This is a genomic window from Pseudomonas sp. NFR02, assembly GCF_900119375.1.
Taxonomy (GTDB): domain Bacteria; phylum Pseudomonadota; class Gammaproteobacteria; order Pseudomonadales; family Pseudomonadaceae; genus Aquipseudomonas; species Aquipseudomonas paracarnis.
In genome coordinates this window covers 172,042-194,203 of the sequence record NZ_FPJJ01000002.1, presented here as the reverse complement: position 1 = coordinate 194,203, position 22,162 = coordinate 172,042, and the positions used below count along the sequence as shown (strand labels likewise).

The following is a 22,162-nucleotide window of genomic DNA, read 5'->3' as shown; positions in this document are numbered from 1 at the left end:
GTGCCACGGGGTGCTGCGTGTTACGAACCGATGTAGCTGGTTTTCACCACGGTGTAGAACTCTTGCGCATAGCGACCCTGCTCACGCGAACCATAGGAGGAGCCCTTACGGCCACCAAATGGAACGTGGTAGTCCACCCCCGCCGTCGGCAGGTTGACCATCACCATCCCAGCCTGGGAGTGGCGCTTGAAGTGGTTGGCATATTTGAGCGAGGTGGTGGCGATGCCGGCCGACAAGCCGAACTCGGTGTCATTGGCCATGGCCAGCGCCGCCTCGTAGTCCGCCACGCGCACCACGTTGGCCACCGGGCCGAAGATCTCTTCACGGCTGATGCGCATCACCGCTTCACTGTCGGCAAACAGTGTGGGCGCCAGGTAATAGCCTTCGGTGTCGCAGGTGACCAGGCCGCCACCGCTCACCAGCCGGGCGCCTTCGCTCTGGCCGATGTCGATGTATTTCATGTCCTGATCCAACTGGGCCTGGGACACCACCGGGCCAATGTCGGTACCACTATGCAAAGCGTGGCCGACCTTGATCGACTTCATGCGCTCGGCCATGGCGGCGACAAACTGGTCGTGGATCCCCGCGGTGACAATCAAGCGGCTCGACGCGGTGCAACGCTGGCCGGTGGAGTAGAACGCACTCTGTACCGACAGCTCGACAGCCTGCTTGAGGTCGGCATCGTCGAGAATGATTTGCGGGTTCTTGCCACCCATTTCCAACTGCACCTTGGCCTGGCGCGATACACAGCTGACGGCGATCTGACGCCCAACACCCACAGACCCGGTGAAACTGATGCCATCGACTTTCGGGCTGTTGACCAGCACGTCGCCGACCACACGGCCACTGCCCATCACCAGGTTGAACACACCGGCAGGGAAGCCGGCGCGGGAGATGATTTCGGCCAAGGCCCAGGCACAGCCCGGCACCAGTTCGGCAGGCTTGATCACCACGCAGTTGCCGTAGGCCAGGGCCGGAGCGATTTTCCACGCGGGGATGGCGATCGGGAAATTCCACGGGGTGATCAGGCCCACCACACCGAGGGCTTCGCGGGTCACTTCAACGTTGACGCCCGGGCGCACCGAAGGCACGTAATCGCCCGACAGGCGCAGGCACTCACCGGCGAAGAATTTGAAAATATTGCCGGCGCGGGTCACTTCACCAATGGCTTCGGGGAGGGTCTTGCCCTCTTCCCGGGCCAGCAGGGTGCCGAGTTCTTCACGACGGGCGAGAATCTCGCTGCCGACTTTATCCAGCGCATCGTGACGCGCCTGGATACCGGAGGTGGACCACGCCGGGAACGCGGCGCGGGCAGCGTCGATGGCCGCGTTGACTTGGGCCACGTCGGCTTTGGCATATTCGCCAATGGCGTCGGACACATCCGAGGGGTTGATGTTGGTGCAGTAGTCGGCGCCGGTTACCCATTCACCATTGATGTAGTTCTCAAAACGCTTTGCTTGGGACACGAATCTTCTCCTGACGCAAAAGGCCGCTGATTGCTCAGCGGCCTTGTGGATAATTTATTGCGCGCCTTGCTTGTCGATCAGCGCGGCGAGGGCTTCGTACTCTTCCGGCAGCAGGTCGGTCAGTGGCGTGCGCACGGGGCCGGCGTCATAACCGACGATTTTCGCACCGGCCTTGACGATGCTCACCGCGTAACCGGCCTTGCGATTACGGATATCCAGGTACGGCAGGAAGAAATCGTCGATGATCTTGCCGACGGTGGCGTGATCTTCGCGGGCAATGGCGTGATAGAAATCCATCGCCGTCTTGGGGATGAAGTTGAACACCGCCGAGGAGTACACCGGCACGCCCAGGGCCTTGTAGGCTGCGGCGTAAACCTCTGCGGTCGGCAAGCCACCGAGGTAGCTGAAACGGTCGCCCAGGCGACGGCGGATCGACACCATCAATTCGATATCGCCCAGGCCATCCTTGTAGCCGATCAGGTTCGGGCAGCGCTCGGCCAGGCGCTCCAACAGCGGTGCGGTCAGGCGGCAGACATTGCGGTTGTACACCACCACGCCGATCTTGACCGACTTGCACACCGCTTCAACGTGGGCGGCAACCCCGTCCTGGCTGGCTTCGGTGAGGTAGTGCGGCAGCAGCAGCAACCCTTTGGCGCCGAGGCGTTCGGCCTCTTGGGCGTACTCGATGGCTTGGCGGGTAGCACCGCCCACACCGGCCAGGATCGGCACGCTGGACGCGCAGGTATCCACGGCGGTTTTCACCACCTGGGAATATTCGCTGGCCGCCAGGGAGAAAAACTCACCTGTGCCGCCTGCGGCGAACAAGGCGCTGGCGCCATAAGGGGCCAGCCATTCCAGGCGCTTGATGTAACCCGCCTGGTGGAAATCACCCTGGGCGTTGAAATCGGTCACCGGGAAAGACAGCAGACCGTGGGAGAGGATGGACTTCAGTTCTTGTGGATTCATTATTCGAACACCCTGGGCGAAGACTTTCTAACGAAAGGTTGTTGTTGGTTTTGATGATGTCGTACGTCATCGTACAACTATAAATAAATTCGTCAACTGCAATTCATCCGGCGTACTCCTGCGAAGGCTTAAGACGCGGCTCTTGACGTAGGAAATTTCTCACCTATGATCCATATAACTGTATATGCATACAGTTATCACGGAAGATTCCTACGACATAGCAAGGAGCTAACATGTCAGGTCTTGAACTCGCAGCACCCGAAAAAAACCCGCCTACCCTGCGTTTCGAAGGCGGTGAACACACCGCCATCGGCGATGACACCCTGCTTCGCTTCAACAAGGACGCCCCGGCCATCCCTGCGCGCCAAGTCGAACTGCACCTGCCCAACGGGCTCGCGCTGACCTATGGTCAAGTAATCGCCCTGGGCGGCGACTTCTATGGCATCCCCGGCCAACCGATCAGCGATGGCAACTCGCCGTCCGAGCGCGTGCAACGCTTTACCGCGGCCTTCAATTCTCTTGCCGTGTTGCCCGCTTCACGGGAAGAAGCGCAGAAGATCCTGGCGGTGATGCAAAAGGAGATCAACGCCGTCAACCAGGCGATCAAGGACGGCAAACAGCCGCACGAAGCCTACGACGCCCTGGGTGATACGTTGTCCGAGGAGTGGAACCGCATCACCGGCGGCGGCAGCGCTGTTTCGGCCCTCGTGCCACTGGGCCGCTACTTGAAACTGGCAGCGGACAACGCCGACCACTTCGGTGAGTGGGCCTTGTCGGCCTACATGGCCGGCCATACGGCAGCACTGCAACAGGCAGTGGTGGCCCATCAGACCGGCACCGACCAGGCCCTGGAATTGGCTTACGCCATGAACAGCTTTGCCGATCACTTTTTGACCGATCTGTTTTCCGCCGGCCACCTGCGGGTACCGCGCAAACAACTGGCGGCAGTGGTGACGCCAGGAGAACTCGGCTCGCTGATCAGCCGCTTCATGCACGATGAAGACAGTAAATTCGGGCTCAAGGTGCGCAATGCCATGGGCGCTCAGTGGCATGCCTACGGCGACAAGCGCTACTTCGACAGCATTGACGCCGACAATCGCGTGCAGGTCAAACGGGCGGTACAGGCCTCGGCAGATGAAATCTTCGAAACCTTCATCAGCGGCATCGCGCCCTCCCCGGCTGAGTTCAAGGCACCGCTGTATGTGCCCGACCTGAACGCCGCGCAGAACCCGGCGAATAACTTCTCGCCGCTGTTCAAGATAGAGGGGGACAAGGTGCTGCGGCGCAAGGACGTCAACGATTTGAACGACAAGCACTGGACCAATGATTGGTGGGGATGGAGTACGTACTTATTGCTTAAGGACTACAAGCCAAACCAACCCGCCAACTAACGGCTGGCATGATCGTTCCCACGCTCTGCGTGGGAATACAGCCTATGACGCTCCGCGTCACCCTGCGAGCGCTTGAGAAATTCACGCGCATCGGGACGCGGAGCGTCCATAGAAGCGTTACCACGCAGAGCGTGGGAACGATCAGCCCCGCTGCGCCTCTGCCTCTTCATGGGCATGGCGCAGTCGCTCGCGACTGTTGGTCAAATGCAAGCGCATCGCCGCCCGTGCCGCATCCGAATCCTGGCGGGCAATCGCCTCGTAGATCTCTTCGTGTTCGCGGCTCAAGCGGCTCATGTAGTGCTGTTGGTCATCATGGGCCAGGCGCGCCGAATTCAGGCGGGTACGCGGAATGATGCTGGTGCCCAGGTGGGTCATGATGTCGGTGAAGTAGCGGTTGCCGGTAGACAGCGCAATTTCCAGGTGGAAGGCAAAGTCCGACGCCACCGCATCGCCGGCGTGGGCCGCACTTTCATTCAAGGCATCGAGGGCCGCACGCATGGCCGCCAGTTGCTCATCGCTGCGACGCAGCGCCGCGAGGCCCGCAGACTCCACTTCCAGGCTGATACGCAACTCCAGAATCGCCAGCACATCACGCAAGGTCACCACCGTGGCCGGGTCTATGCGAAAACCGCTGGGGCTTGGCGTGTCCAGCACGAAGGTGCCGATACCATGGCGAGTCTCGACCTGCCCCGCCGCCTGCAGGCGCGAGATGGCTTCACGCACCACCGTCCGACTGACGCCGTGGGCGTCCATGATCGCCGACTCGGTGGGCAGCTTGTCGCCGCGTTTGAGCTGGCCATCGCGGATCTGCTCGGACAACACCGTGACCAATTCCTGGGCAAGGCTGCGGCGCTTGCGGGGAAGACGTGGGGCGGCGCTGGCGTTTTCCATGATGAACCATCTTTCTCGACGAACTAAAGACCGCATCATAGCCCATGGTGGTTGTACGATCACCGTTCTGGCGCGACTTTCATCCATATCCTTCACGCAAAAAAAATGCCCCGACCGACGTCGGGGCATTTTTCAGATGGATCTGTAAGCGAAATCCGCCTACTTCACCACTTTCAAGCTTGGCCGACCGCTAGGGCGCGGCGGCTCGGTATCCGGTGGCGGTACATCATCACCGTCTTCGCCTTCGATCGTTTCGTCATCCTCTAAAGGCGACTCCAGATCGAACACCATGCCCTGGCCATTTTCCCGGGCGTAGATCCCGAGGATGGCACCGATGGGCACGAACAGCGTATGGGGCACACCACCGAAACGCCCTTCGAAGCTCACCGCTTCGTTGTCCATGTGCAGGTGGCGCACGGCACTGGGCGATACGTTCAGCACAATTTGCCCGTCACTGGCAAAACCCTGGGGTACCTGAACCGCAGGAAATTCGGAATTGACCAGCATGTGCGGGGTGCAATCGTTGTCCACAATCCACTCATAGAGCGCGCGGACCAGGTAAGGTCGACTGGAGTTCATCAACGGCTCCTTAAGCCTTAGCGCATATCGCGTTCGGCGCCAGACAGACTCGCCTGGAAAGCCTCACGCGCAAACTGGCGCTCCATGTAATCAAGCAACGGCTTGGCCGGCCGTGGCAGTTCAATGCCCAGAATCGGCAAGCGCCAGAGTATGGGTAATAGGCAGCAATCCACCAAGCTTTGTTCCTCACTGAGGAAAAAAGGTTTATCGGCGAACAACGGCGAAACGCCGGTGAGGCTCTCGCGCAATTCCTTGCGCGCCTGCACCCGAGCGGCTTCTTTGGAACGCGAATCCAGGATCACATCCACCAACCCGCACCAGTCACGCTGGATCCGATGGATCAGCAGGCGGCTGTTGGCACGCGCCACCGGGTACACCGGCAGCAAAGGCGGATGAGGGTAACGCTCATCCAAGTATTCCATCACCACGGTCGACTCCCACAACGCCAGGTCACGATCGACCAGGGTGGGCAAGCTGCCGTAAGGGTTCACTTCGATCAGCTTCGGCGGCTGACGGCCCGCCTCCACACTGATGATCTCGGCGCTGACACCCTTCTCTGCGAGCACGATGCGTACTCGGTGGGAATAGTGGTCGGCGGGGTCGGAGTAACAGGCCAACCGGTTGGTCACGCCCATGGCGGTCCTCCTCGCTTGTTGAAATTATCGAAAGCTCAAAAACGAGCGCGCCCAGAAAGCATCCCTGTAACGACCGGTTCAAACCGGCGCTACGTGTTCAGAGATGCCGCTGGGCGCGCAAGATTAACAGCAATTGCTTACGGTTGGATCAATGCACATCCTTCCAGTATTCACGCTTGAGCAAATAAGCGAATACGAAGAAGAAAGCCAGGTACAGCAAGACGTAGGTACCGATGCGCTGATGCTGCAGTTTGACCGGGTTGGCCGAGTAGGCCAGGAAGGTCACCAGGTTCTTGACCTTCTCGTCGAACTGCTCTTCGTTCAGCGTACCGGTCTTGGGCACGATGGTCAGTTGATCGCACGCTTCATGGGTCAGCGGCGTGCCGGTCAACGGATCATATTGCTTCTTGCCGTCTTCAACGACCTGAACCTGCTTGCATCCTACCACTTGGCGCCCCTGCAGGCCGACCAGAACGTTCGGCATGCCGACGTTCGGGAAGACTTTGTTGTTCACGCCATAGGGGCGTGCAGGGTCTTCGTAGAAGGACTTGAGGTAACCGTAGAGCCAGTCGGTACCGCGTACACGGGCCACCAGGGTAAGGTCGGGCGGTGCGGCGCCGAACCAGGTCTTGGCGTCGGCCGGTTGCATGCCGATGTTCATGTGGTCGCCGATCTTGGCGCCTGTGAACACCGCGTGGCTGAGCATTACTTCATGGGGAATGCCCAGGTCATCGGCAACGCGCTCGTACCGTTGGAACTTGGCGCTGTGGCAACCCATGCAGTAGTTGGTGAATGTACGCAGCCCATCCTGCATGGCGGCTTTGTCAGACACATCGATATCGACTTTTTCCAGCTGCGCACCATGTTCGGCAGCGAAGGACAGTAGCGGCAGTGCCGCAAGCACGAATGCAACGAGTAATTTTTTCATCAGCCAGTCACCCTTTCCGGAACCGGTTTGGTCTTCTCGAGCCGGGTATAGAACGGCATCAGAATGAAGTAGGCGAAGTACAGGAAGGTGCAAACCTGCGACAGCAACGTCCGCTCAGGGGTGGGCGCCAATACACCCAACACACCCAGGATCACGAACGAAATGCAGAACACCCACAGCCAGATCTTGCTCAGCCAGCCTTTGTAGCGCATTGACTTGACCGGGCTACGATCGAGCCACGGCAGCACGAACAGCACCGCGATGGCCGCGCCCATGGCGATCACGCCCATGAGTTTGTCGGGGATCGCGCGCAAGATCGCGTAGAACGGCGTGAAGTACCAGACCGGGGCAATGTGCTCAGGTGTCTTGAAGGCGTTGGCCTGTTCGAAGTTAGGCTTCTCCAGGAAATAACCACCCATCTCCGGGAAAAAGAACACGATCGAGCAGAACACAAACAGGAACACGACCACGCCGACAATGTCTTTCACGGTGTAGTACGGGTGGAACGGAATGCCATCCAGCGGGATGCCGTTCTCGTCCTTGTGCTTCTTGATGTCCACGCCATCCGGGTTGTTGGAACCCACTTCGTGCAGCGCCAGGATATGCAAGACCACCAGGCCCAGGATCACGATCGGCAAGGCCACCACGTGCAAGGCGAAGAAGCGGTTCAAGGTGATGCCGGAGATCAGGTAGTCACCACGAATCCACTGGGTCAGGTCGTTGCCGATCACCGGGATTGCGCCGAACAGCGAGATGATCACCTGGGCGCCCCAGTACGACATCTGGCCCCAAGGTAGCAGGTAGCCCATAAAGGCTTCGGCCATCAGTGCCAGATAGATCAACATGCCGAAGACCCACACCAGCTCACGAGGCTTCTGGTACGAGCCGTAGAGCAGGCCGCGGAACATGTGCAGGTAGACGACGATAAAGAACGCCGACGCACCGGTGGAGTGCAACAGGCGCAGGATCGAGCCGTACTCGACATCACGCATGATGTATTCGACAGAGGCAAACGCCTCTTCCGCCGACGGCGTGTAGCTCATCGTCAACCACACGCCAGTGACGATCTGGTTGACCAGCACCAACAGCGCCAGGGAGCCGAAGAAGTAGAAGAAGTTGAAGTTTTTCGGCGCGTAATATTTGCTGAGATGGTCTTCCCACATTTTAGTGGCGGGGAAGCGCGCATCCACCCAATCCATGAACTTGCTCATCACGCGTTCTCCTTGTCGAGGCCAATGACAATGATGTCGTCAGATTCGTAATTGTGAGGAGGAACCGGCAGGTTCAGGGGCGCGGGCTGGGATTTGTAGACGCGGCCGGCGAGGTCATAGTGGGAACCGTGGCACGGGCAGAAATAACCGCCGACCCAGTCTTTACCCAAGTCGACAGGCGCCACTTCCGGGCGGAAGGTAGGTGAGCAACCCAGATGGGTACAAAGACCAACCAGCAGCAGAATCTCTGGCTTGATCGAACGTGCTTCGTTCTTGGCGTAGGCGGGCTGGTCGGACTTTTCGGATGTCGGGTCAGACAGCTGGCCTTCGATCTTCTTCAGATTCCCCAGGATTTCCTCGGTACGACGAACAATGAAAACCGGCTGGCCGCGCCACTCAGCAATCATCTGCTGGCCTGGCTCGATCTTGCTGACATTCACCTTCACCGGTGCACCTGCGGCTTTCGCCTTGGCACTGGGAAACCATGACCCCACGAACGGGACCGCAGCCCCCACCGCTCCTGCAGCACCCACCACGGATGTGGCTGCTACCAAGAAGCGACGCCGGCCTGCATTCACGCCGTCATTGCTCATTCAGTCCTCTCCCATCAGCTTTTTGGCCTGTTAAATCAGGCGTCTACTAAGTGTTGAATCTTTACTTATAAAAATTTTGACGGATGGTAATGAAAAGCCCCACGTATGACAAGGGAATTGCCCGGGGCTCCGTCTCCAGGCCTTGTAGTATAGGGGGTCTACGGATGTGGCAAGTTGTCACGGCGAAAAATGTGCATAAATCACAGGCAATAAAAAACGCCCAGCTCCGTGAGGAGGCTGGGCGTTTTTGTGGAACGTAAAGCGAATTAACGCTTCGAGTACTGCGGACGCTTACGCGCTTTACGCAGACCGACTTTCTTACGTTCAACTTCACGAGCATCGCGAGTCACGAAGCCAGCTTTGCGCAGAGCGCCACGCAGGGTTTCGTCGTACTGCATCAGAGCGCGAGTGATACCGTGGCGGATTGCGCCAGCTTGACCACTTACACCGCCACCGATAACGGTGACGTAGATGTCGAACTTTTCAACGGTCTCGGTCAATTCCAGCGGCTGACGAACTACCATGCGGGCAGTTTCGCGACCGAAGAAGTTGTCCAGGGAGCGGTTGTTGATCGAGATGTTACCAGTGCCCGGACGCAGGAAAACGCGTGCGGTTGCGGTTTTGCGACGGCCAGTGCCGTAATTTTGAGTCGCCGACATAATGAACTATTCCGTTAAAACTTCAGTTCTTGGGGCTGCTGAGCAGCATGAGGGTGTACAGCGCCCGCATAGACTTTCAGCTTGCGAAACATATCGCGACCCAGTGGGCCCTTAGGCAGCATGCCTTTGACCGCGATTTCGATCGGGGCTTCAGGCTTCTTGGCAATCAGGCCTTCGAAGTTGGAAGACTTGATACCGCCTGGGAAACCGGAGTGACGGTAGTACATTTTGTCGCTTGCTTTGTTGCCGGTTACACGAACCTGCTCAGCGTTGATGATGACGATGTAGTCGCCGGTATCAACGTGCGGGGTGTATTCAGGCTTGTGCTTGCCACGCAGACGGCTGGCGACTTCAGTGGCCAGACGACCCAGGGTCTGACCAGCGGCGTCGACGACAAACCAGTCGCGCTGAACTGTTTCCGGTTTTGCAGTAAAAGTTGTCATTCTTTAATAGCCTCAGGGGCCGCCTGTAAATTTAGACGGCGGATCTTACTGAATAGTGCGTACTTTGACAAGGTCAAAGGCAGCCGGATACAGACGCTATCGGGGGCTCGGGTCGGCGCGTCCGTTCAACGGCAAGATTCTTCGGCAGGCGGCGCATCACTTCCACTGCAGAAAGAGGTGGGCAATTATGCAGATTGCGAAAAAAAATTCAACCTGCTTTTATGATTGTTTTCCCCCGAAGGAGTACCCGATGGATTACCGACAGCTGGGCCGCACCGATCTGAATGTCAGCGCGATCGCGTTGGGCACCATGACCTGGGGCGAGCAGAACAGCGAGGCAGAGGCCTTCGCGCAGATCGAACGGGCCAAGGCCGCGGGGATCAACTTCCTCGACACCGCAGAAATGTACCCGGTGCCGCCCAAGGCCGACACCTACGCCACCACCGAGCGCTACATCGGCAACTACTTCAAAAGCCGTGGCGACCGCGCCGACTGGATTCTCGCCAGCAAGATCGCCGGCCCCGGCAACACCATCGACTACATCCGCGATGGCCACCTGCGCCACAACCGCAAGCACATCGCCGCAGCCCTGGACGCCAGCCTCAAGCGCCTGCAGACCGACTGGATCGACCTCTACCAACTGCATTGGCCGGAGCGCAGCACCAACTTCTTCGGCCAGTTGAGCTACAAGCACAAGGACGAAGACGACCTCACGCCACTGGAGGAAACGCTCGAAGCCCTGGATGAACAGGTGAAGGCCGGCAAGATCCGCCACATTGGCCTGTCCAACGAAACGCCGTGGGGCACCATGAAGTTCCTCGCCCTGGCCGAAGCCCGCGGCTGGCCACGTGCAGTGTCAATCCAGAACCCCTACAACCTGCTTAACCGCAGCTTTGAAGTGGGCCTGGCGGAGGTTGCCATTCGTGAGCAGTGCGGCTTGCTGGCCTATTCGCCTTTGGCGTTCGGCATGCTCAGTGGCAAGTACGAAAATGGCGCTCGCCCGGCCAAGGCGCGCCTGACCGAGTACAGCCGCTTCAGCCGCTACTTCAACCCGCAATCGGAAGCGGCGTGCAGCCGGTATGTGGCTCTTGCGCGGGAACATGGCCTGGACCCGGCGCAGATGGCGCTGGCGTTTGTGACGCAGCAACCGTTTGTGACCAGCAATATTATTGGGGCCACATCGCTGGAACAACTGGACAGCAACATCGCCAGTGCCGACATGAAATTATCGAAAGAAGTGTTGGAAGGGATTGAGGCGATTCAGAAGGATCATCCAAACCCAGCACCTTGATTGATCCGCACTGATCGTTCCCACGCTCTGCGTGGGAATGCCGCCTTGGACGCTCTGCGTCCGCTTTCAGAGTCGTGACGCGGAGCGTCACATGAGGCGTTCCCACGCGGAGCGTGGGAACGATCAATCAAGAGCACCTAACAATCAAAGTGCCCGCGCAATGATCTCCTTCATGATCTCATTGGTCCCCGCATAAATTCGCTGCACCCGCGCATCCGCCCAGGCCCGGGCAATCGGGTATTCCCACATGAAGCCGTAGCCGCCATGCAACTGCACGCACTCATCGAGCACCTTGCACTGCAGGTCGGTGGCCCAGTACTTGGCCATCGCCGCCGTGGGCACGTCCAGCTTGCCTTCCAGATGCAAGGCCATGCACTGGTCGACAAACACACGGCCAATCTGAATCTCGGTGGCCATCTCCGCCAGCTTGAACCGGGTGTTCTGGAAGTCGGCGATCGCCTTGCCGAACGCCTTGCGCTCACGGGTGTAGTCCAGGGTCCACTGCAACGCCGCTTCGGCTGAGGACAGCGCGCCAATCGCCACGGTCAGGCGTTCTTGCGGCAACTCTTGCATCAGGTAGGCAAAGCCCATGCCCGCCTGGCCCAGCAGATTTTCCTTGGGCACGCGCACATCCTGGAAGAACAGCTCCGAGGTGTCCTGGGCCTTCATGCCAACTTTCTCCAGGCGCTTACCTTTGTCGAAGCCCGGCGTGTCGGCTTCCACCAGGAACAGACTGGTACCCTTGGCGCCAGCCTTGGGGTCGGTCTTGGCGACGACAATCACCAGATCGGCCAGGTAACCGTTGGTGATAAAGGTCTTGGAGCCGTTGATCACATACTCGTCACCGTCCAGCACTGCGCTGGTCTTGACCCCTTGCAGGTCGGAACCGGCGCCCGGCTCGGTCATGGCAATGGCTGTGACCCTCTCTCCGGAGATCAACTGGGGCAGGTACTTGTGCTTCAGCGCTTCACTGCCGTAATGCAGGATGTAGGGCGCGACGATATCCGAATGCAGGGAAAAACCGATGCCGGTCAAACCCAGGCGGCTGACTTCTTCGATCACCACCGCGCTATAGAGAAAGTCCGCGCCCAGCCCGCCATACTCCTCTGGCAGGTGGGAACACAACATGCCCGCCTCCCCCGCCTGGTTCCACAAGTTACGGTCGATATAGCCCTGCTTTTCCCATTGCCCATGGAAGGGCACGGCATGCTTTTCGAGGAAAGTGCGTACGCTCTCACGGAAGAGTTCGTGCTCCGAGCTGAACAAGGTTCTGGGGATCATGGGTCACCTGCGTGGATTGTCGGACAAGGACGAGCCCACAGAGCCTATGCCCCGAAGGCGTCACGGGACACTGGACACATGCGACAAAAAATAAGACGATCCAGCCGTCTGGTGACCACTTTCCCCTATAAGAATAAATGAAATTATGTCTAACCAAATCTCCACGCCGTTGCGGCGCGTCAGCATTTTGGCCATTGATCGGGTATTCGCTTCAACCCTCATGCAAGCCAAGGATTTCTTCCATCTCGCCAGCCTGCGCCATGGCAAACAGCAAGGGCTGGGCCTGACCCCAGGGTTCGAAACGCGTCTGGTCAGCCCCGACGGCCAGTCCGTGCGCAGCTTCAGCGATGTGATCATGCCAGTGGACGGCGGCCTCGAAGACGCCGACATCATTGTGCTGCCGGCCTTCTGGGACGACTTCGATGCCCTGTGCTCCCGCTACCCGCAGGTGCTGCCGTGGCTGCGCGACCAGCACGCCCGCGGCGCCGTTCTCTGCGGCGAGGCCACCGGGGTGTTCTGGCTGGCCGAAGCCGGGCTGCTCGATGGCAAGGAGGCGACCACCTACTGGCGCTTCTTCAATGCCTTCACAGAGCGCTTCCCCAAGGTGCAGCTCAACCAGGACAAGCACCTCACGGATGCCGATAACCTGTATTGCGCCGGCGGCACCACGTCGGCCTGCGACCTTTATATCTACCTGATCGAACGCTTCTGCGGCGCCAACATCGCCCAGGCGGTGGCCCGCGACATTCTCTATGAAGTGCAGCGCAACTATTCACCGGGGCGGATCGGGTTTGGCGGGCAGAAGCTGCATCAGGACGTGATCATCCTGCAGATCCAGCATTGGCTTGAAGAGCACTTTGCCGACAAATTCCGCTTTGAAGACGTCGCCCGGGAACACGGCATGAGCATCCGCAACTTCATGCGCCGATTCCAGACCGCCACCGGTGACAAGCCGCTGCATTACCTGCAGCGCCTACGCATCGAAACGGCCAAGGGCTTGCTCTCGGGCAGCCGCAAGAGCATCAAGACCATCAGCTACGAGGTGGGTTACGACGATGCGAGTTTCTTTGCGCGGTTGTTCAGGCAGCACACGGAGTTGTCGCCGAACCAGTACAGGCAGCAATTCCAGCAAGCCGCCTGAGCTCAGACCAACACAAACCATTGTGGGAGCTGGCTTGCCTGCGATGACGGTGTATCAGCCAGCCTATAGTTGGCTGATACACCCCCATCGCGGGCAAGCCCGGCTCCCACATTAGCTCTCCATTGAGCTGGAGATTGCTTAAGGCTTGTGGCCGCGCGACAGGAACTCGTGGGACTGCATTTCCAGCAGGCGACTCAAGGTGCGCTGGAATTCGAAGTTCAAGCGACCACCGGTATAGAGATCCTTGAGTTCGACTTCCGCCGAGATGATCAGCTTGACGTTACGGTCGTAGAACTCATCGACCATGTTGATGAACCGTCGGGCGATATCGTCGGTGGTCACGCCCATCTGTTCCACACCACTCAAGATCACGGCGTGAAAGATCTTGCCCAGCTCGATGTAATCGTTCTGGCTGCGTGGCCCATCGCACAGTTGGCGGAACTCGAACCAGGCCACGTCATCGCAGGTGCGCAGCGCGATGATTTCGCGGTTCTCGATCATCAGCTTGTCGTTTCCCACCGCTTGCGTGCATTCCGGCGTCAGCGCACGGAAGCTTTTCTTCAGGCTTTCGTGCGCCGCTTCGTTGAGCGGGAAGTGGAACAGCTCGGCTTGCTCCAGATGACGCAAGCGGTAGTCGACGCCGCTGTCGACGTTGACGATATCGGTGTTCTGCTTGATCAGCGCAATGGCCGGCAGGAAGCGTGCACGTTGCAGGCCGTCCTTGTACAGGCCATCGGGCACGATGTTCGACGTGGCCACCAAGGTCACACCGTTCTTGAACAGTTCTTCCATCAGGGTGCCAAGGATCATGGCGTCGGTGATGTCGGAGACGAAGAATTCATCGAAGCAGATCACCCGGGCCTCTTGGGCGAAACGCTTGGCGATGATGGTCAGCGGGTTTTTCTCGCCCGGCAGGGTCTTCATCTCTTCGTGCACGCGCTTCATGAAGCGGTGGAAGTGCGTACGCACTTTTTCCTTGAACGGCAGCGCTTCAAAGAAGGTGTCTACCAGGTAAGTCTTGCCCCGACCCACGCCGCCCCAGAAATACAGGCCCTTGACCGGCGTGTGGTCTTTCTTGCCAAACAGCTTGCTGAACATCCCTGGCTTGCTTTGCGACGCGGCCACGAGGTCCTCGTACAGGCGCTGCAAATGACGCACGGCATTTTCCTGGGCCGCGTCGTGGAAGAACTCGGGGCGTTTCAGATCAGCTTGATATCGTTCTAGGGGCGTCATAATTTCGTTAGCAAGGCAACAAAAACGGGCCGACACTGTAACGACGGCCCTGGATAATGGCAATCAACCCTTGGTCGGGTTAATCCTCGATTGGGGTCAACGCAACGCGCAAGGCTTCGATGGCCGCGTCACGCGATGCTTGATCGGCATACTCGGCACTGTCAGCGACTGCGGCGCCGTCCAGCCATACGCTGAAGCCCAGGGCCTCGGCGCGTACGTCCAGCGCATCACCACTTTGCAGTTGCTTGGTCACCGCGCCGGCTGCTTTGCCATCGGCAAAGTTGCGCGACAGCAGCAGTTGCTCGCCATCAGCGGCCAGCAGGCGGAAGCGGAAGCTGCCGTCAGTTTCACGGAAGCTCACAAACCGCGCAGCCTTCGCTGCTTTTTTCTTGGTGGCGACCGGCGCCGCCGCCTGGTTGACGAACGAACGCAGGCCCACCGCTTCACGCAGCTCGGCCAGGAACGGTGCCGCCACGGCACGGGCTTTTTTCGCGCCGACCTGCAGCAGGTCTTCCATGTCCGATGGGCGCGACATCAGTTGGTGGTAACGCTCGCGCGCTTCGCCGAGCTGGCCGTCGAGCAGTTGGAACAGACGGTTCTTTGCCTCGCCCCAGCCCAGGCCTTCTAGCAACTGACCACGGAATTCGGCTTCCTGGGCCTTGGTCGCGAACGCCTGGTAAAGGGTGAACAGGTGCGAATTGTCCGGATCCTTGGGTTCGCCTGGCGCGCGGGAGTCGGTGACGATCCGCGAGATCGCGTCCTTCATGTCCTTGGCGCTGGTGAACAACGGGATGGTGTTGTCGTAGCTCTTGGACATCTTGCGGCCATCCAGGCCCGGCAAGGTGGCCACGCTTTCTTCGATCAGCGCCTCGGGCATGGTGAAGAATTCTTTACCGTTGCCGAACAGGTGGTTGAAACGCTGGCCGATGTCGCGGGCCATTTCCACGTGCTGGATCTGATCGCGGCCCACCGGCACCTTGTGCGCGTTGAACATCAGGATGTCCGCGGCCATCAGCACCGGGTAGCTGTACAGGCCCATGCTGATGCCCGCATCCGGGTCTTCGCCGTTCTCCACGTTCTTGTCCACCGAGGCCTTGTAGGCATGGGCGCGGTTGAGCAGGCCCTTGGCGGCAACGCAGGTCAGCAGCCAGGTCAGCTCGGGAATTTCCGGGATGTCCGACTGGCGGTAGAAGGTCACCCGGTTCACATCCAGGCCACCGGCCAGCCAGGTCGCGGCGATTTCCATACGCGAGCGCTGGATGCGCTGCGGGTCATCGCATTTGATCAGGGCGTGGTAGTCGGCCAGGAAGTAGAAGGAATCGGCATTCGCGTCTTCGCTGGCGAGGATCGCCGGGCGAATCGCACCGGCGTAGTTGCCCAGGTGCGGCGTGCCGGTGGTGGTGATGCCGGTGAGGATACGGGTACGGGTCGTCATGGGTGATCGCTTGTCATCAATTCGAAAGGCGTGGCAGCACCAGATCCTTGAGATCGGTCAGCTTGCCATGAAAAAAGTGTCCGCATTCTGCCACTTTCAGCAGCTCATGGGGGCGTTTCAGGGCGGCGGACCAGGCGTAGACCACTTGCGGGTCGACCACTTCGTCGCTTTCCGGCTGGATCAGGGTCAATGGGCAGCCTTGGGGCAGCACGTCCGACTCGCCCAGGCGCATCACCGCCGCAGCCACCATGAACAGGTGCGCGAGCTTTTCGCCCTTGGCCTCCAAACGCCCGCCGAGACTGGCAGCCACGTAACCGCCGAAGGAAAAACCGAGCAAGGTGATCGGCAGGTCCGGGTGCTTTTCACGCAGCCAGGTGGCGGCCGCTTCAGCATCGTCGACCTCACCGGTGGCCATATCGTGAGTACCGGCACTGGCACCCACACCACGGTAATTGAAACGCAAAGTAATCAAACCCGCATCGCGGGCAGTGCGTTGCAGGGTCGAGACGACTTTATTGAGCATGGTGCCACCCTGCACCGGGTTAGGGTGGCAAACCAGCGCCAGGCCACGTGGTTCGGGGTGATCCAGGTACAGGGCTTCCAATTGGCCCACCGGGCCATCGATCAAAACGGGGGTTTCACGCATGAGCAAGGATGAACTCCGTGACCTCTCAAGGGGTCGACTCGTCTAGCTAAAAGTCTGTGCATGGCATCATTGCGAGCTTAATCGCGGTATACAGCGCAGGTTTGAGCCGTTAACGTAAAGCAAAGCCGTTTATAGAGGAAGGACTCGTGGAACACTCGCTCTTAGTTTGGTTGTTGCCGACTCTTGCCCTGGTTGCCGGTGTCGCCATTGGTTTCCTGGTTGCCCGCCTGCTGCCGAATGCCGCGCCTAACCGCACGCAGCGTCAGCTGGATGACATTCAGGAACGTTTTGACAGTTATCAGAACGAGGTTGTTACCCACTTCAACAGCACCGCGACCCTGGTCAAGAAGCTCACCCAGAGCTACCAGGAAGTACAGGATCACCTCGCCGATGGCGCTAACCGCCTGGCCCTCGACGACATCACCCGCCAGCGCCTGCTGGCCGCGCTGCATTCCGATGCACCGCAAACCCCACGGGAACGCCTGACCCCGCCTCGGGAAAACCAGGAGCCACCACGGGACTACGCGCCAAAGACGCCGAACGCTCCAGGCATGTTGGATGAGCATTACGGCTTGAAGAAGTAAGTCATCTTCGGGCAATAAAAAAGCCCGGCTGATCGATGATCAGCCGGGCTTTTTATTAGGTGCCTGAATTATCAGACAACACCGCCTCCTGTGGGAGCTGGATTGCCTGCGATAGCGGCGTGCCCGTTGACACACCTGCCTCAGACACTCCGCCATCGCGGGCAAGCCCGGCTCCCACATCGAGCGCGCACGCGTTCAGGTCGGTTGTTGTTCCTGCAACCGCCCACCGTCGATGCGCACATGCCGCCCATGGAAACGCTTTAGGCTGCTGCGGTGGCCGACGCTGACGATGCTCAACCCCGGCAACTGATCGATCAACGCCTGGTACAAGGTTGCTTCGTCTTCTTCATCCATGGCCGAGGTTGCCTCATCCATGTACAGCCATCGCGGTGCAAACAACAGCGCACGGGCAAAGGCCAGGCGCTGTTGCTCACCCGGCGAGAGCATGCGTTGCCAGTGGTTGGCTTCATCCAGGCGATTGACCAGGTGCGGCAGGCGGCAAGTCTCCAGGACCTGTGCATAACGTTCTGCCGGATAGACGCTGTCGTCCTGTGGATAACTCAACACGGCCTTGAGCGTACCAATCGGCAAGTAAGGCTTCTGTGGCAGGAACAGATAGCGCGTCGCCGGTAAGCGAATGCTGCCATGACCGGCGGGCCACAGATGCCCCATCGCCCGCAGCAAAGTGCTCTTGCCGCTGCCGGAACGCCCGCTGAGCATGACGCGCTCGCCAGGCTCCACGGTCATGTCGGCATCGGTGAGCAGGTGACGGCCGTCGGCCAGGTCCATGCCCAGGTCCTTGATCACCAGGCGCTCGCCTTCAGGGCGCACGTCGATCGCCGGCGTGCGTTGCTCGTTGTCACTCATGGCCTGCTGGAAACTCAGCAGACGGTCACTGGTGGCGCGCCAGGTCGCCAGCTCCGAATAGGCATTGATAAACCAGCTGAAGTTCTCTTGCACGTTGCCGAACGCCGAGTTGATTTGCATCAGCTCGCCCAGCTCGATCTTGCCGGTGAAATAGCGCGGCGCGGCGACGATAAAGGGGAAGATGATTGCGATCTGGCTGTAGCCGGCGGTGAAAAAGGTCAGGCGCTTGGACACTTTCATGATGTCCCAGAAGTTCTGCCAGACTTTGCCGAAGCGGGTGCTCAGGCGCTGCCTTTCATTCGGCTCGCCGTTGTACAGGGCGATACTTTCGGCATTCTCACGCACCCGCACCATGGAAAAACGCAGGTCCGCTTCAAAGCGTTGTTGCTGGTTGCTCAGGCCAATCAAGCGCCGGCCGATCAGGTGCGTCAGCCAACTGCCCACGGCGGCGTACAGCAACGCACACCAGAACATGTAGCCGGGAATGGTGATGCCGAACACTTCGATGCTGCCCGAGACACCCCACAGGATGATCGAGAATGACACCAGGCTGACCACGTTACGCAGCAACCCAAGGCCCAGGCTCAAGGTACCGGACGTGAAGTTGTTGAGGTCTTCGGAAATCCGCTGGTCCGGGTTATCGGTGTAGCCGCCCTGCTCCAGCTGGTAGTAATTCTTGTGGGCCAGCCAACGGCTGAAGTGTTTTTCGGTGAGCCAGGCGCGCCAGCGGATCGTCAGCATCTGGGTCAGGTAAAGGCGGTATACCGCGCCGAGTATCGCCACCGCCGCGATCCCGCCGAAATAGCCGATCAACTGCCAGAAGGCCGCGTTGTCCTTCTTCTCCAGGGCGTTGTAGAAGTCTTTGTACCAGTGGTTGATCCACACGGAGATCGCCACGCTGAACAGCGACAGGCCAATCACTGCGGCCAGCAGCAGCCAGGCCCTGCCCTTCTCTTCACTGCGCCAATAGGGTGTGATCATCGCCCAGGTTCGGCGGAAGAATTGCCCACGCACCGCATCGTTGACCGCGCGGTATTCAGCGTTCTGATTCATCGTTCAGGCTCGGTAGGAAAAAGTGACAGGCGTTTGAACCGATCATAGGTGATCGGTTCGTGCGTCCGTGCAGCCTGAAGCGGGTTGTTCAGTCGCCGTTCAGCGTCGTACCGGGCGCTTCTGCAACTTGCGCTGCAAGGTACGCCGATGCATGCCCAAAGCGCGCGCGGTGGCGGAGATATTGCCTTCGTGCTCGGTCAGCACGCGCTGGATGTGTTCCCACTGCAGGCGGTCCACCGACATCGGGTTTTCCGGCACCAGGGTGTCGAGGTCGGCATGCTCGGACAGCAAGGCGGCCAGCACGTCGTCCGCATCCGCGGGTTTGCACAGGTAATTGCAAGCGCCGCGCTTGATCGCCTCGACGGCGGTGGCGATGCTGGAGTAACCGGTGAGGATCACCACGCGCATTTCCGGGTCGAGTTCCAGCAGCTTGGGCAGCAGTACCAGGCCCGAGTCGCCGTCCATTTTCAGGTCGAGGGCGGCGTAGTCCGGCAGGTCGGCCTGGGCGATGGTCAGGCCCTCTTCGGCAGAGCCTGCAGTGCTGACGCGAAAACCGCGCCGGCTCATGGCGCGCGCCATCACGCGGGTAAAGGTCGCGTCGTCATCTACCAGCAACAGGTGCGGCAGTTCTTCGCCTTCGACTTGGATCTCGTCACTCATCGATATCTCCTCGTGCGACACGGGGCAGGCGCAGCTCGGTGAGCGTGCCACCTTCCTCATGACTATAGAGCTTCACTGAGCCGCCCGCGCGGGTCACGCTGGCCTTGCTCAAAAACAGGCCCAGGCCGAAGCCTTTGCCCTTGGTGGTAAAGAAGGGTTTGCCGATCTGCTCGGCAATGGCCAACGGCACGCCCGCGCCGTGGTCACGAATGCTGATGGTGACGTTTTCCGCGTCCCAGTCCAACTGCACGCCGAGGCCTTCAGGGCAAGCGTCGGCTGCATTGTTCAGCAAGTTGAGCAGCGCCTGGGTCAGGTCCGGCGGTGGCGCCATGCGCGGCACGCTGCCTTGGCCCAGCAGGTTGAAACGGTAACTGGCTTCGGGACGCATCAGGTGCCAGCGGTTGAGCGCCTCATCGAGCCACTGGGTGACGTCCTGCATTTCGACCGCCAGACGGCGATTGGCTTCAGCGGCGCGCACCAGTTGCTGCAACGTCAGCTTGCACTGCTTGACCTGTTCCTGCAGCACGCTCAAATCGTCCTGCAGGGCCGGGTCGTGATGGTCCTGGGTCATTTCCTTGAGCAGCACGCTCATGGTCGCCAGCGGCGTGCCCAACTCATGGGCAGCGCCTGCGGCCTGGGTGGCGACAGCCAGCAACTGCTGGTCACGCAGGCCTTCTTCACGGCGAATGGCGCGCAGTTCTTCCTGGCGGCGCAGTTCTTCGGCCATGCGCGCGGCAAAGAAGGTGATGACTGCCGCAGACAGGGCGAAGCTCAACCACATTCCGTAGATCTGCAGGTTTTCCCGGGCGATGGGGAACGTCTGCAAGGGGTAGAACTGCGCCAACAGCAGGGTGTACAGCGTCAGCGCAATCCCCGACAGCACCACCGAATAGCGCCACGGCAGGGTGACGGCAGCGATGGTCAAAGGCACCAGGTAGTAGGAGACGAAGGGGTTGGTGGACCCACCGGAGAAGTACAGCAACACGCTGTGGATAAACAGGTCACAGGCCAGTTGCAGAGCATATTCCAACTCGGTCACCGGCCAAGTGGTACGCAATCGAATGGCGGTGAACACACACAATACGGTGGAAAAACCCAGGGTCACGGCCAGTTGCAGCCAGGGCAGCGGCAGCAGGTCGAACCAATAGGCAAGCCCGACGGAACCAGCCTGTGCGGCCAATACCAGGGTGCGAATGAACGTCAGGCGCCAAAGGTTCTGGCGAGTGGCGGAAGTCAGTTTTACGGCGGCGAGCATGAGCTCTCCCGTTGAGCGCTGCAGGCGGATCGGCACGAGTATAAACGAAGCAGACCTGCTGGCACGGCGTGTGTGGCTCTTTGACGCAGGCCGGGTAAATGACCGTTCGTCGGCGCCGGCATAACTTGTAGGTAATGTGTAAACCCGAAGAACCCAGTGCCAACGTCTACAGTCATACCGAGCACGACTATCTCAAGGAGCTTCCATGTCTCGTTTCATTCGCAGTGCAGCCATCATTACCCTCAGCGCCAGCGCCCTGGCCAGCCTGCCGGCCATGGCCGCCGATGCATTGCATTACAACCAGATCTCCCTGCGCGCCGAAGCCAGCCAGGAAGTGGCCCGCGACAAGATGATCGTCACCCTTTACACCGAATCGCAAAACGCCGACCCGGCCAAGCTCGCGGCCGAAATCACCACCACCCTGAACCAGGCCCTGGGCCAGGCGCGCGAAGTCAAAGGCGTGACCTTGCGCCAGGGCAGCCGCAACAGCTACCCGATCTACGACAGCAAGAACCAGAAGATCACCGGCTGGCGTGAACGCGCCGAGCTGCGCCTGGAAAGCGCGGACTTCCCGGCGCTGTCCAAGCTCACCGGCGAGCTGTTGAACACGTTGAAAATGGACAGCATGGACTTCGCCATCGCCGATGCCACGCGCAAGGCCAGCGAAGATGCGCTGCTCAAAGACGCCGTGGCTGCATTCAAGGCGCGCGCACAATTGGCGACCGATGCACTCGGTGGCAAGGGCTACAAGATCGTCAACCTGAACTTCAACACCAATGGCTACCCGATGCCCTACGCCCGCAATGGCGGCATGATGATGAAAGCCGCGATGGCCGATTCAGCACCGACGCCGGAAGTGGAAGCAGGTACCAGCCAGGTCAGCATGAGTGCCGATGGTGTGATCGAAGTTTTACAGTAACTTTTTAGACAGAACAAAGGCGCAGCCCCACGGGA

At 59.7% G+C, this 22,162-nt stretch carries 22 protein-coding genes; 5 read left to right on the top strand and 17 right to left on the bottom strand.

What is annotated here, in order from left to right; all coding sequences use genetic code 11:
* Positions 1-20 precede the first annotated feature (20 nt).
* Together BT199_RS06600 and kdgD are read right to left on the bottom strand one after the other, a co-directional pair.
* Positions 21-1,466 carry an aldehyde dehydrogenase family protein gene (locus BT199_RS06600; RefSeq protein ID WP_072434180.1) on the bottom strand — a complete coding sequence of 482 codons (1,446 nt, stop codon included), beginning with the start codon at positions 1,464-1,466 and terminating at the stop codon, positions 21-23.
* A gap of 54 nt (positions 1,467-1,520) precedes the next feature.
* Positions 1,521-2,432 carry a 5-dehydro-4-deoxyglucarate dehydratase gene (gene kdgD / locus BT199_RS06595; protein WP_003188537.1) on the bottom strand — a complete coding sequence of 304 codons (912 nt, stop codon included), beginning with the start codon at positions 2,430-2,432 and terminating at the stop codon, positions 1,521-1,523.
* Between the two features lie 233 nt (positions 2,433-2,665).
* On the opposite strand from kdgD, the gene BT199_RS06590 reads away from it, so the two are divergent.
* The gene (locus tag BT199_RS06590; RefSeq protein WP_072434179.1) at positions 2,666-3,823 is read left to right on the top strand and encodes a phospholipase; all 1,158 of its coding nucleotides are present in this window, start codon (positions 2,666-2,668) and stop codon (positions 3,821-3,823) included.
* A gap of 141 nt (positions 3,824-3,964) precedes the next feature.
* Here the strand turns inward: BT199_RS06590 and BT199_RS06585 are convergent, their stop codons facing one another.
* From BT199_RS06585 to rplM, 8 genes are all read right to left on the bottom strand, one after another.
* Entirely contained in the window at positions 3,965-4,714 is a 750-nt protein-coding gene (locus BT199_RS06585) for a FadR/GntR family transcriptional regulator (RefSeq protein ID WP_003188534.1), read from the bottom strand.
* Between the two features lie 159 nt (positions 4,715-4,873).
* On the bottom strand, positions 4,874-5,293 hold the full coding sequence (locus tag BT199_RS06580) for a ClpXP protease specificity-enhancing factor (RefSeq protein WP_014716912.1): 420 nt from the start codon (positions 5,291-5,293) through the stop codon (positions 4,874-4,876).
* 17 nt (positions 5,294-5,310) lie between these two features.
* Complete coding sequence (locus BT199_RS06575; RefSeq protein WP_003188529.1) at positions 5,311-5,928, bottom strand: glutathione S-transferase N-terminal domain-containing protein; 618 nt, start codon at positions 5,926-5,928, stop codon at positions 5,311-5,313.
* 148 nt (positions 5,929-6,076) lie between these two features.
* Positions 6,077-6,856 (bottom strand): cytochrome c1, encoded by a 780-nt coding sequence (locus BT199_RS06570; protein ID WP_014716911.1) that lies wholly within the window; start codon positions 6,854-6,856, stop codon positions 6,077-6,079.
* Positions 6,856-8,067 carry a cytochrome b gene (locus BT199_RS06565; protein WP_003188526.1) on the bottom strand — a complete coding sequence of 404 codons (1,212 nt, stop codon included), beginning with the start codon at positions 8,065-8,067 and terminating at the stop codon, positions 6,856-6,858. Before BT199_RS06565 ends, BT199_RS06570 begins: the two co-directional genes overlap by 1 nt.
* Positions 8,067-8,660, bottom strand: a complete 594-nt coding sequence (gene petA / locus BT199_RS06560; RefSeq protein ID WP_003188524.1) for a ubiquinol-cytochrome c reductase iron-sulfur subunit — start codon at positions 8,658-8,660, stop codon at positions 8,067-8,069. Before petA ends, BT199_RS06565 begins: the two co-directional genes overlap by 1 nt.
* 266 nt (positions 8,661-8,926) lie before the next feature.
* Positions 8,927-9,319 carry a 30S ribosomal protein S9 gene (rpsI, locus tag BT199_RS06555; protein WP_002555064.1) on the bottom strand — a complete coding sequence of 131 codons (393 nt, stop codon included), beginning with the start codon at positions 9,317-9,319 and terminating at the stop codon, positions 8,927-8,929.
* 14 nt (positions 9,320-9,333) lie between these two features.
* A complete protein-coding gene (gene rplM, locus BT199_RS06550; RefSeq protein ID WP_003188508.1) occupies positions 9,334-9,762 on the bottom strand; it encodes a 50S ribosomal protein L13 in 429 nt (142 codons plus the stop codon).
* Positions 9,763-10,012: 250 nt separating this feature from the next.
* Here rplM and BT199_RS06545 point away from each other — a divergent pair, with 250 nt between their 5' ends.
* Positions 10,013-11,053: an NADP(H)-dependent aldo-keto reductase gene (locus BT199_RS06545; protein WP_072434178.1), complete on the top strand. Its 1,041-nt coding sequence runs from the start codon at positions 10,013-10,015 to the stop codon at positions 11,051-11,053.
* Between the two features lie 144 nt (positions 11,054-11,197).
* On the opposite strand, the gene BT199_RS06540 is transcribed toward BT199_RS06545, so the two are convergent.
* Positions 11,198-12,334: an acyl-CoA dehydrogenase family protein gene (locus BT199_RS06540; RefSeq protein ID WP_019816964.1), complete on the bottom strand. Its 1,137-nt coding sequence runs from the start codon at positions 12,332-12,334 to the stop codon at positions 11,198-11,200.
* A gap of 220 nt (positions 12,335-12,554) precedes the next feature.
* On the opposite strand from BT199_RS06540, the gene BT199_RS06535 reads away from it, so the two are divergent.
* A complete protein-coding gene (locus BT199_RS06535) occupies positions 12,555-13,475 on the top strand; it encodes a GlxA family transcriptional regulator (protein WP_172832691.1) in 921 nt (306 codons plus the stop codon).
* Between the two features lie 138 nt (positions 13,476-13,613).
* On the opposite strand, the gene zapE is transcribed toward BT199_RS06535, so the two are convergent.
* From zapE to BT199_RS06520, 3 genes are all read right to left on the bottom strand, one after another.
* Complete coding sequence (gene zapE, locus BT199_RS06530) at positions 13,614-14,708, bottom strand: cell division protein ZapE (protein WP_072434177.1); 1,095 nt, start codon at positions 14,706-14,708, stop codon at positions 13,614-13,616.
* 79 nt (positions 14,709-14,787) lie between these two features.
* Positions 14,788-16,143: a tryptophan--tRNA ligase gene (locus tag BT199_RS06525; protein ID WP_014716906.1), complete on the bottom strand. Its 1,356-nt coding sequence runs from the start codon at positions 16,141-16,143 to the stop codon at positions 14,788-14,790.
* A gap of 16 nt (positions 16,144-16,159) precedes the next feature.
* Positions 16,160-16,789 (bottom strand): alpha/beta hydrolase, encoded by a 630-nt coding sequence (locus BT199_RS06520; RefSeq protein ID WP_014716905.1) that lies wholly within the window; start codon positions 16,787-16,789, stop codon positions 16,160-16,162.
* Between the two features lie 146 nt (positions 16,790-16,935).
* Here BT199_RS06520 and BT199_RS06515 point away from each other — a divergent pair, with 146 nt between their 5' ends.
* Positions 16,936-17,373 (top strand): Z-ring associated ZapG family protein, encoded by a 438-nt coding sequence (locus BT199_RS06515; RefSeq protein WP_003171734.1) that lies wholly within the window; start codon positions 16,936-16,938, stop codon positions 17,371-17,373.
* 195 nt (positions 17,374-17,568) lie between these two features.
* On the opposite strand, the gene BT199_RS06510 is transcribed toward BT199_RS06515, so the two are convergent.
* The 3 genes from BT199_RS06510 to BT199_RS06500 form a co-directional block, all read right to left on the bottom strand.
* Entirely contained in the window at positions 17,569-19,293 is a 1,725-nt protein-coding gene (locus BT199_RS06510) for an ABC transporter ATP-binding protein/permease (RefSeq protein ID WP_072434176.1), read from the bottom strand.
* Between the two features lie 99 nt (positions 19,294-19,392).
* Complete coding sequence (locus BT199_RS06505) at positions 19,393-19,953, bottom strand: response regulator transcription factor (protein WP_003171731.1); 561 nt, start codon at positions 19,951-19,953, stop codon at positions 19,393-19,395.
* Entirely contained in the window at positions 19,946-21,208 is a 1,263-nt protein-coding gene (locus tag BT199_RS06500; protein WP_003188495.1) for an ATP-binding protein, read from the bottom strand. The genes BT199_RS06505 and BT199_RS06500 overlap by 8 nt, the downstream gene beginning before the upstream one ends.
* A gap of 205 nt (positions 21,209-21,413) precedes the next feature.
* Between BT199_RS06500 and BT199_RS06495 the strand changes: the two genes are divergently transcribed.
* A complete protein-coding gene (locus tag BT199_RS06495) occupies positions 21,414-22,127 on the top strand; it encodes an SIMPL domain-containing protein (protein ID WP_014716903.1) in 714 nt (237 codons plus the stop codon).
* The last annotated feature ends 35 nt before the right edge of the window (positions 22,128-22,162 follow it).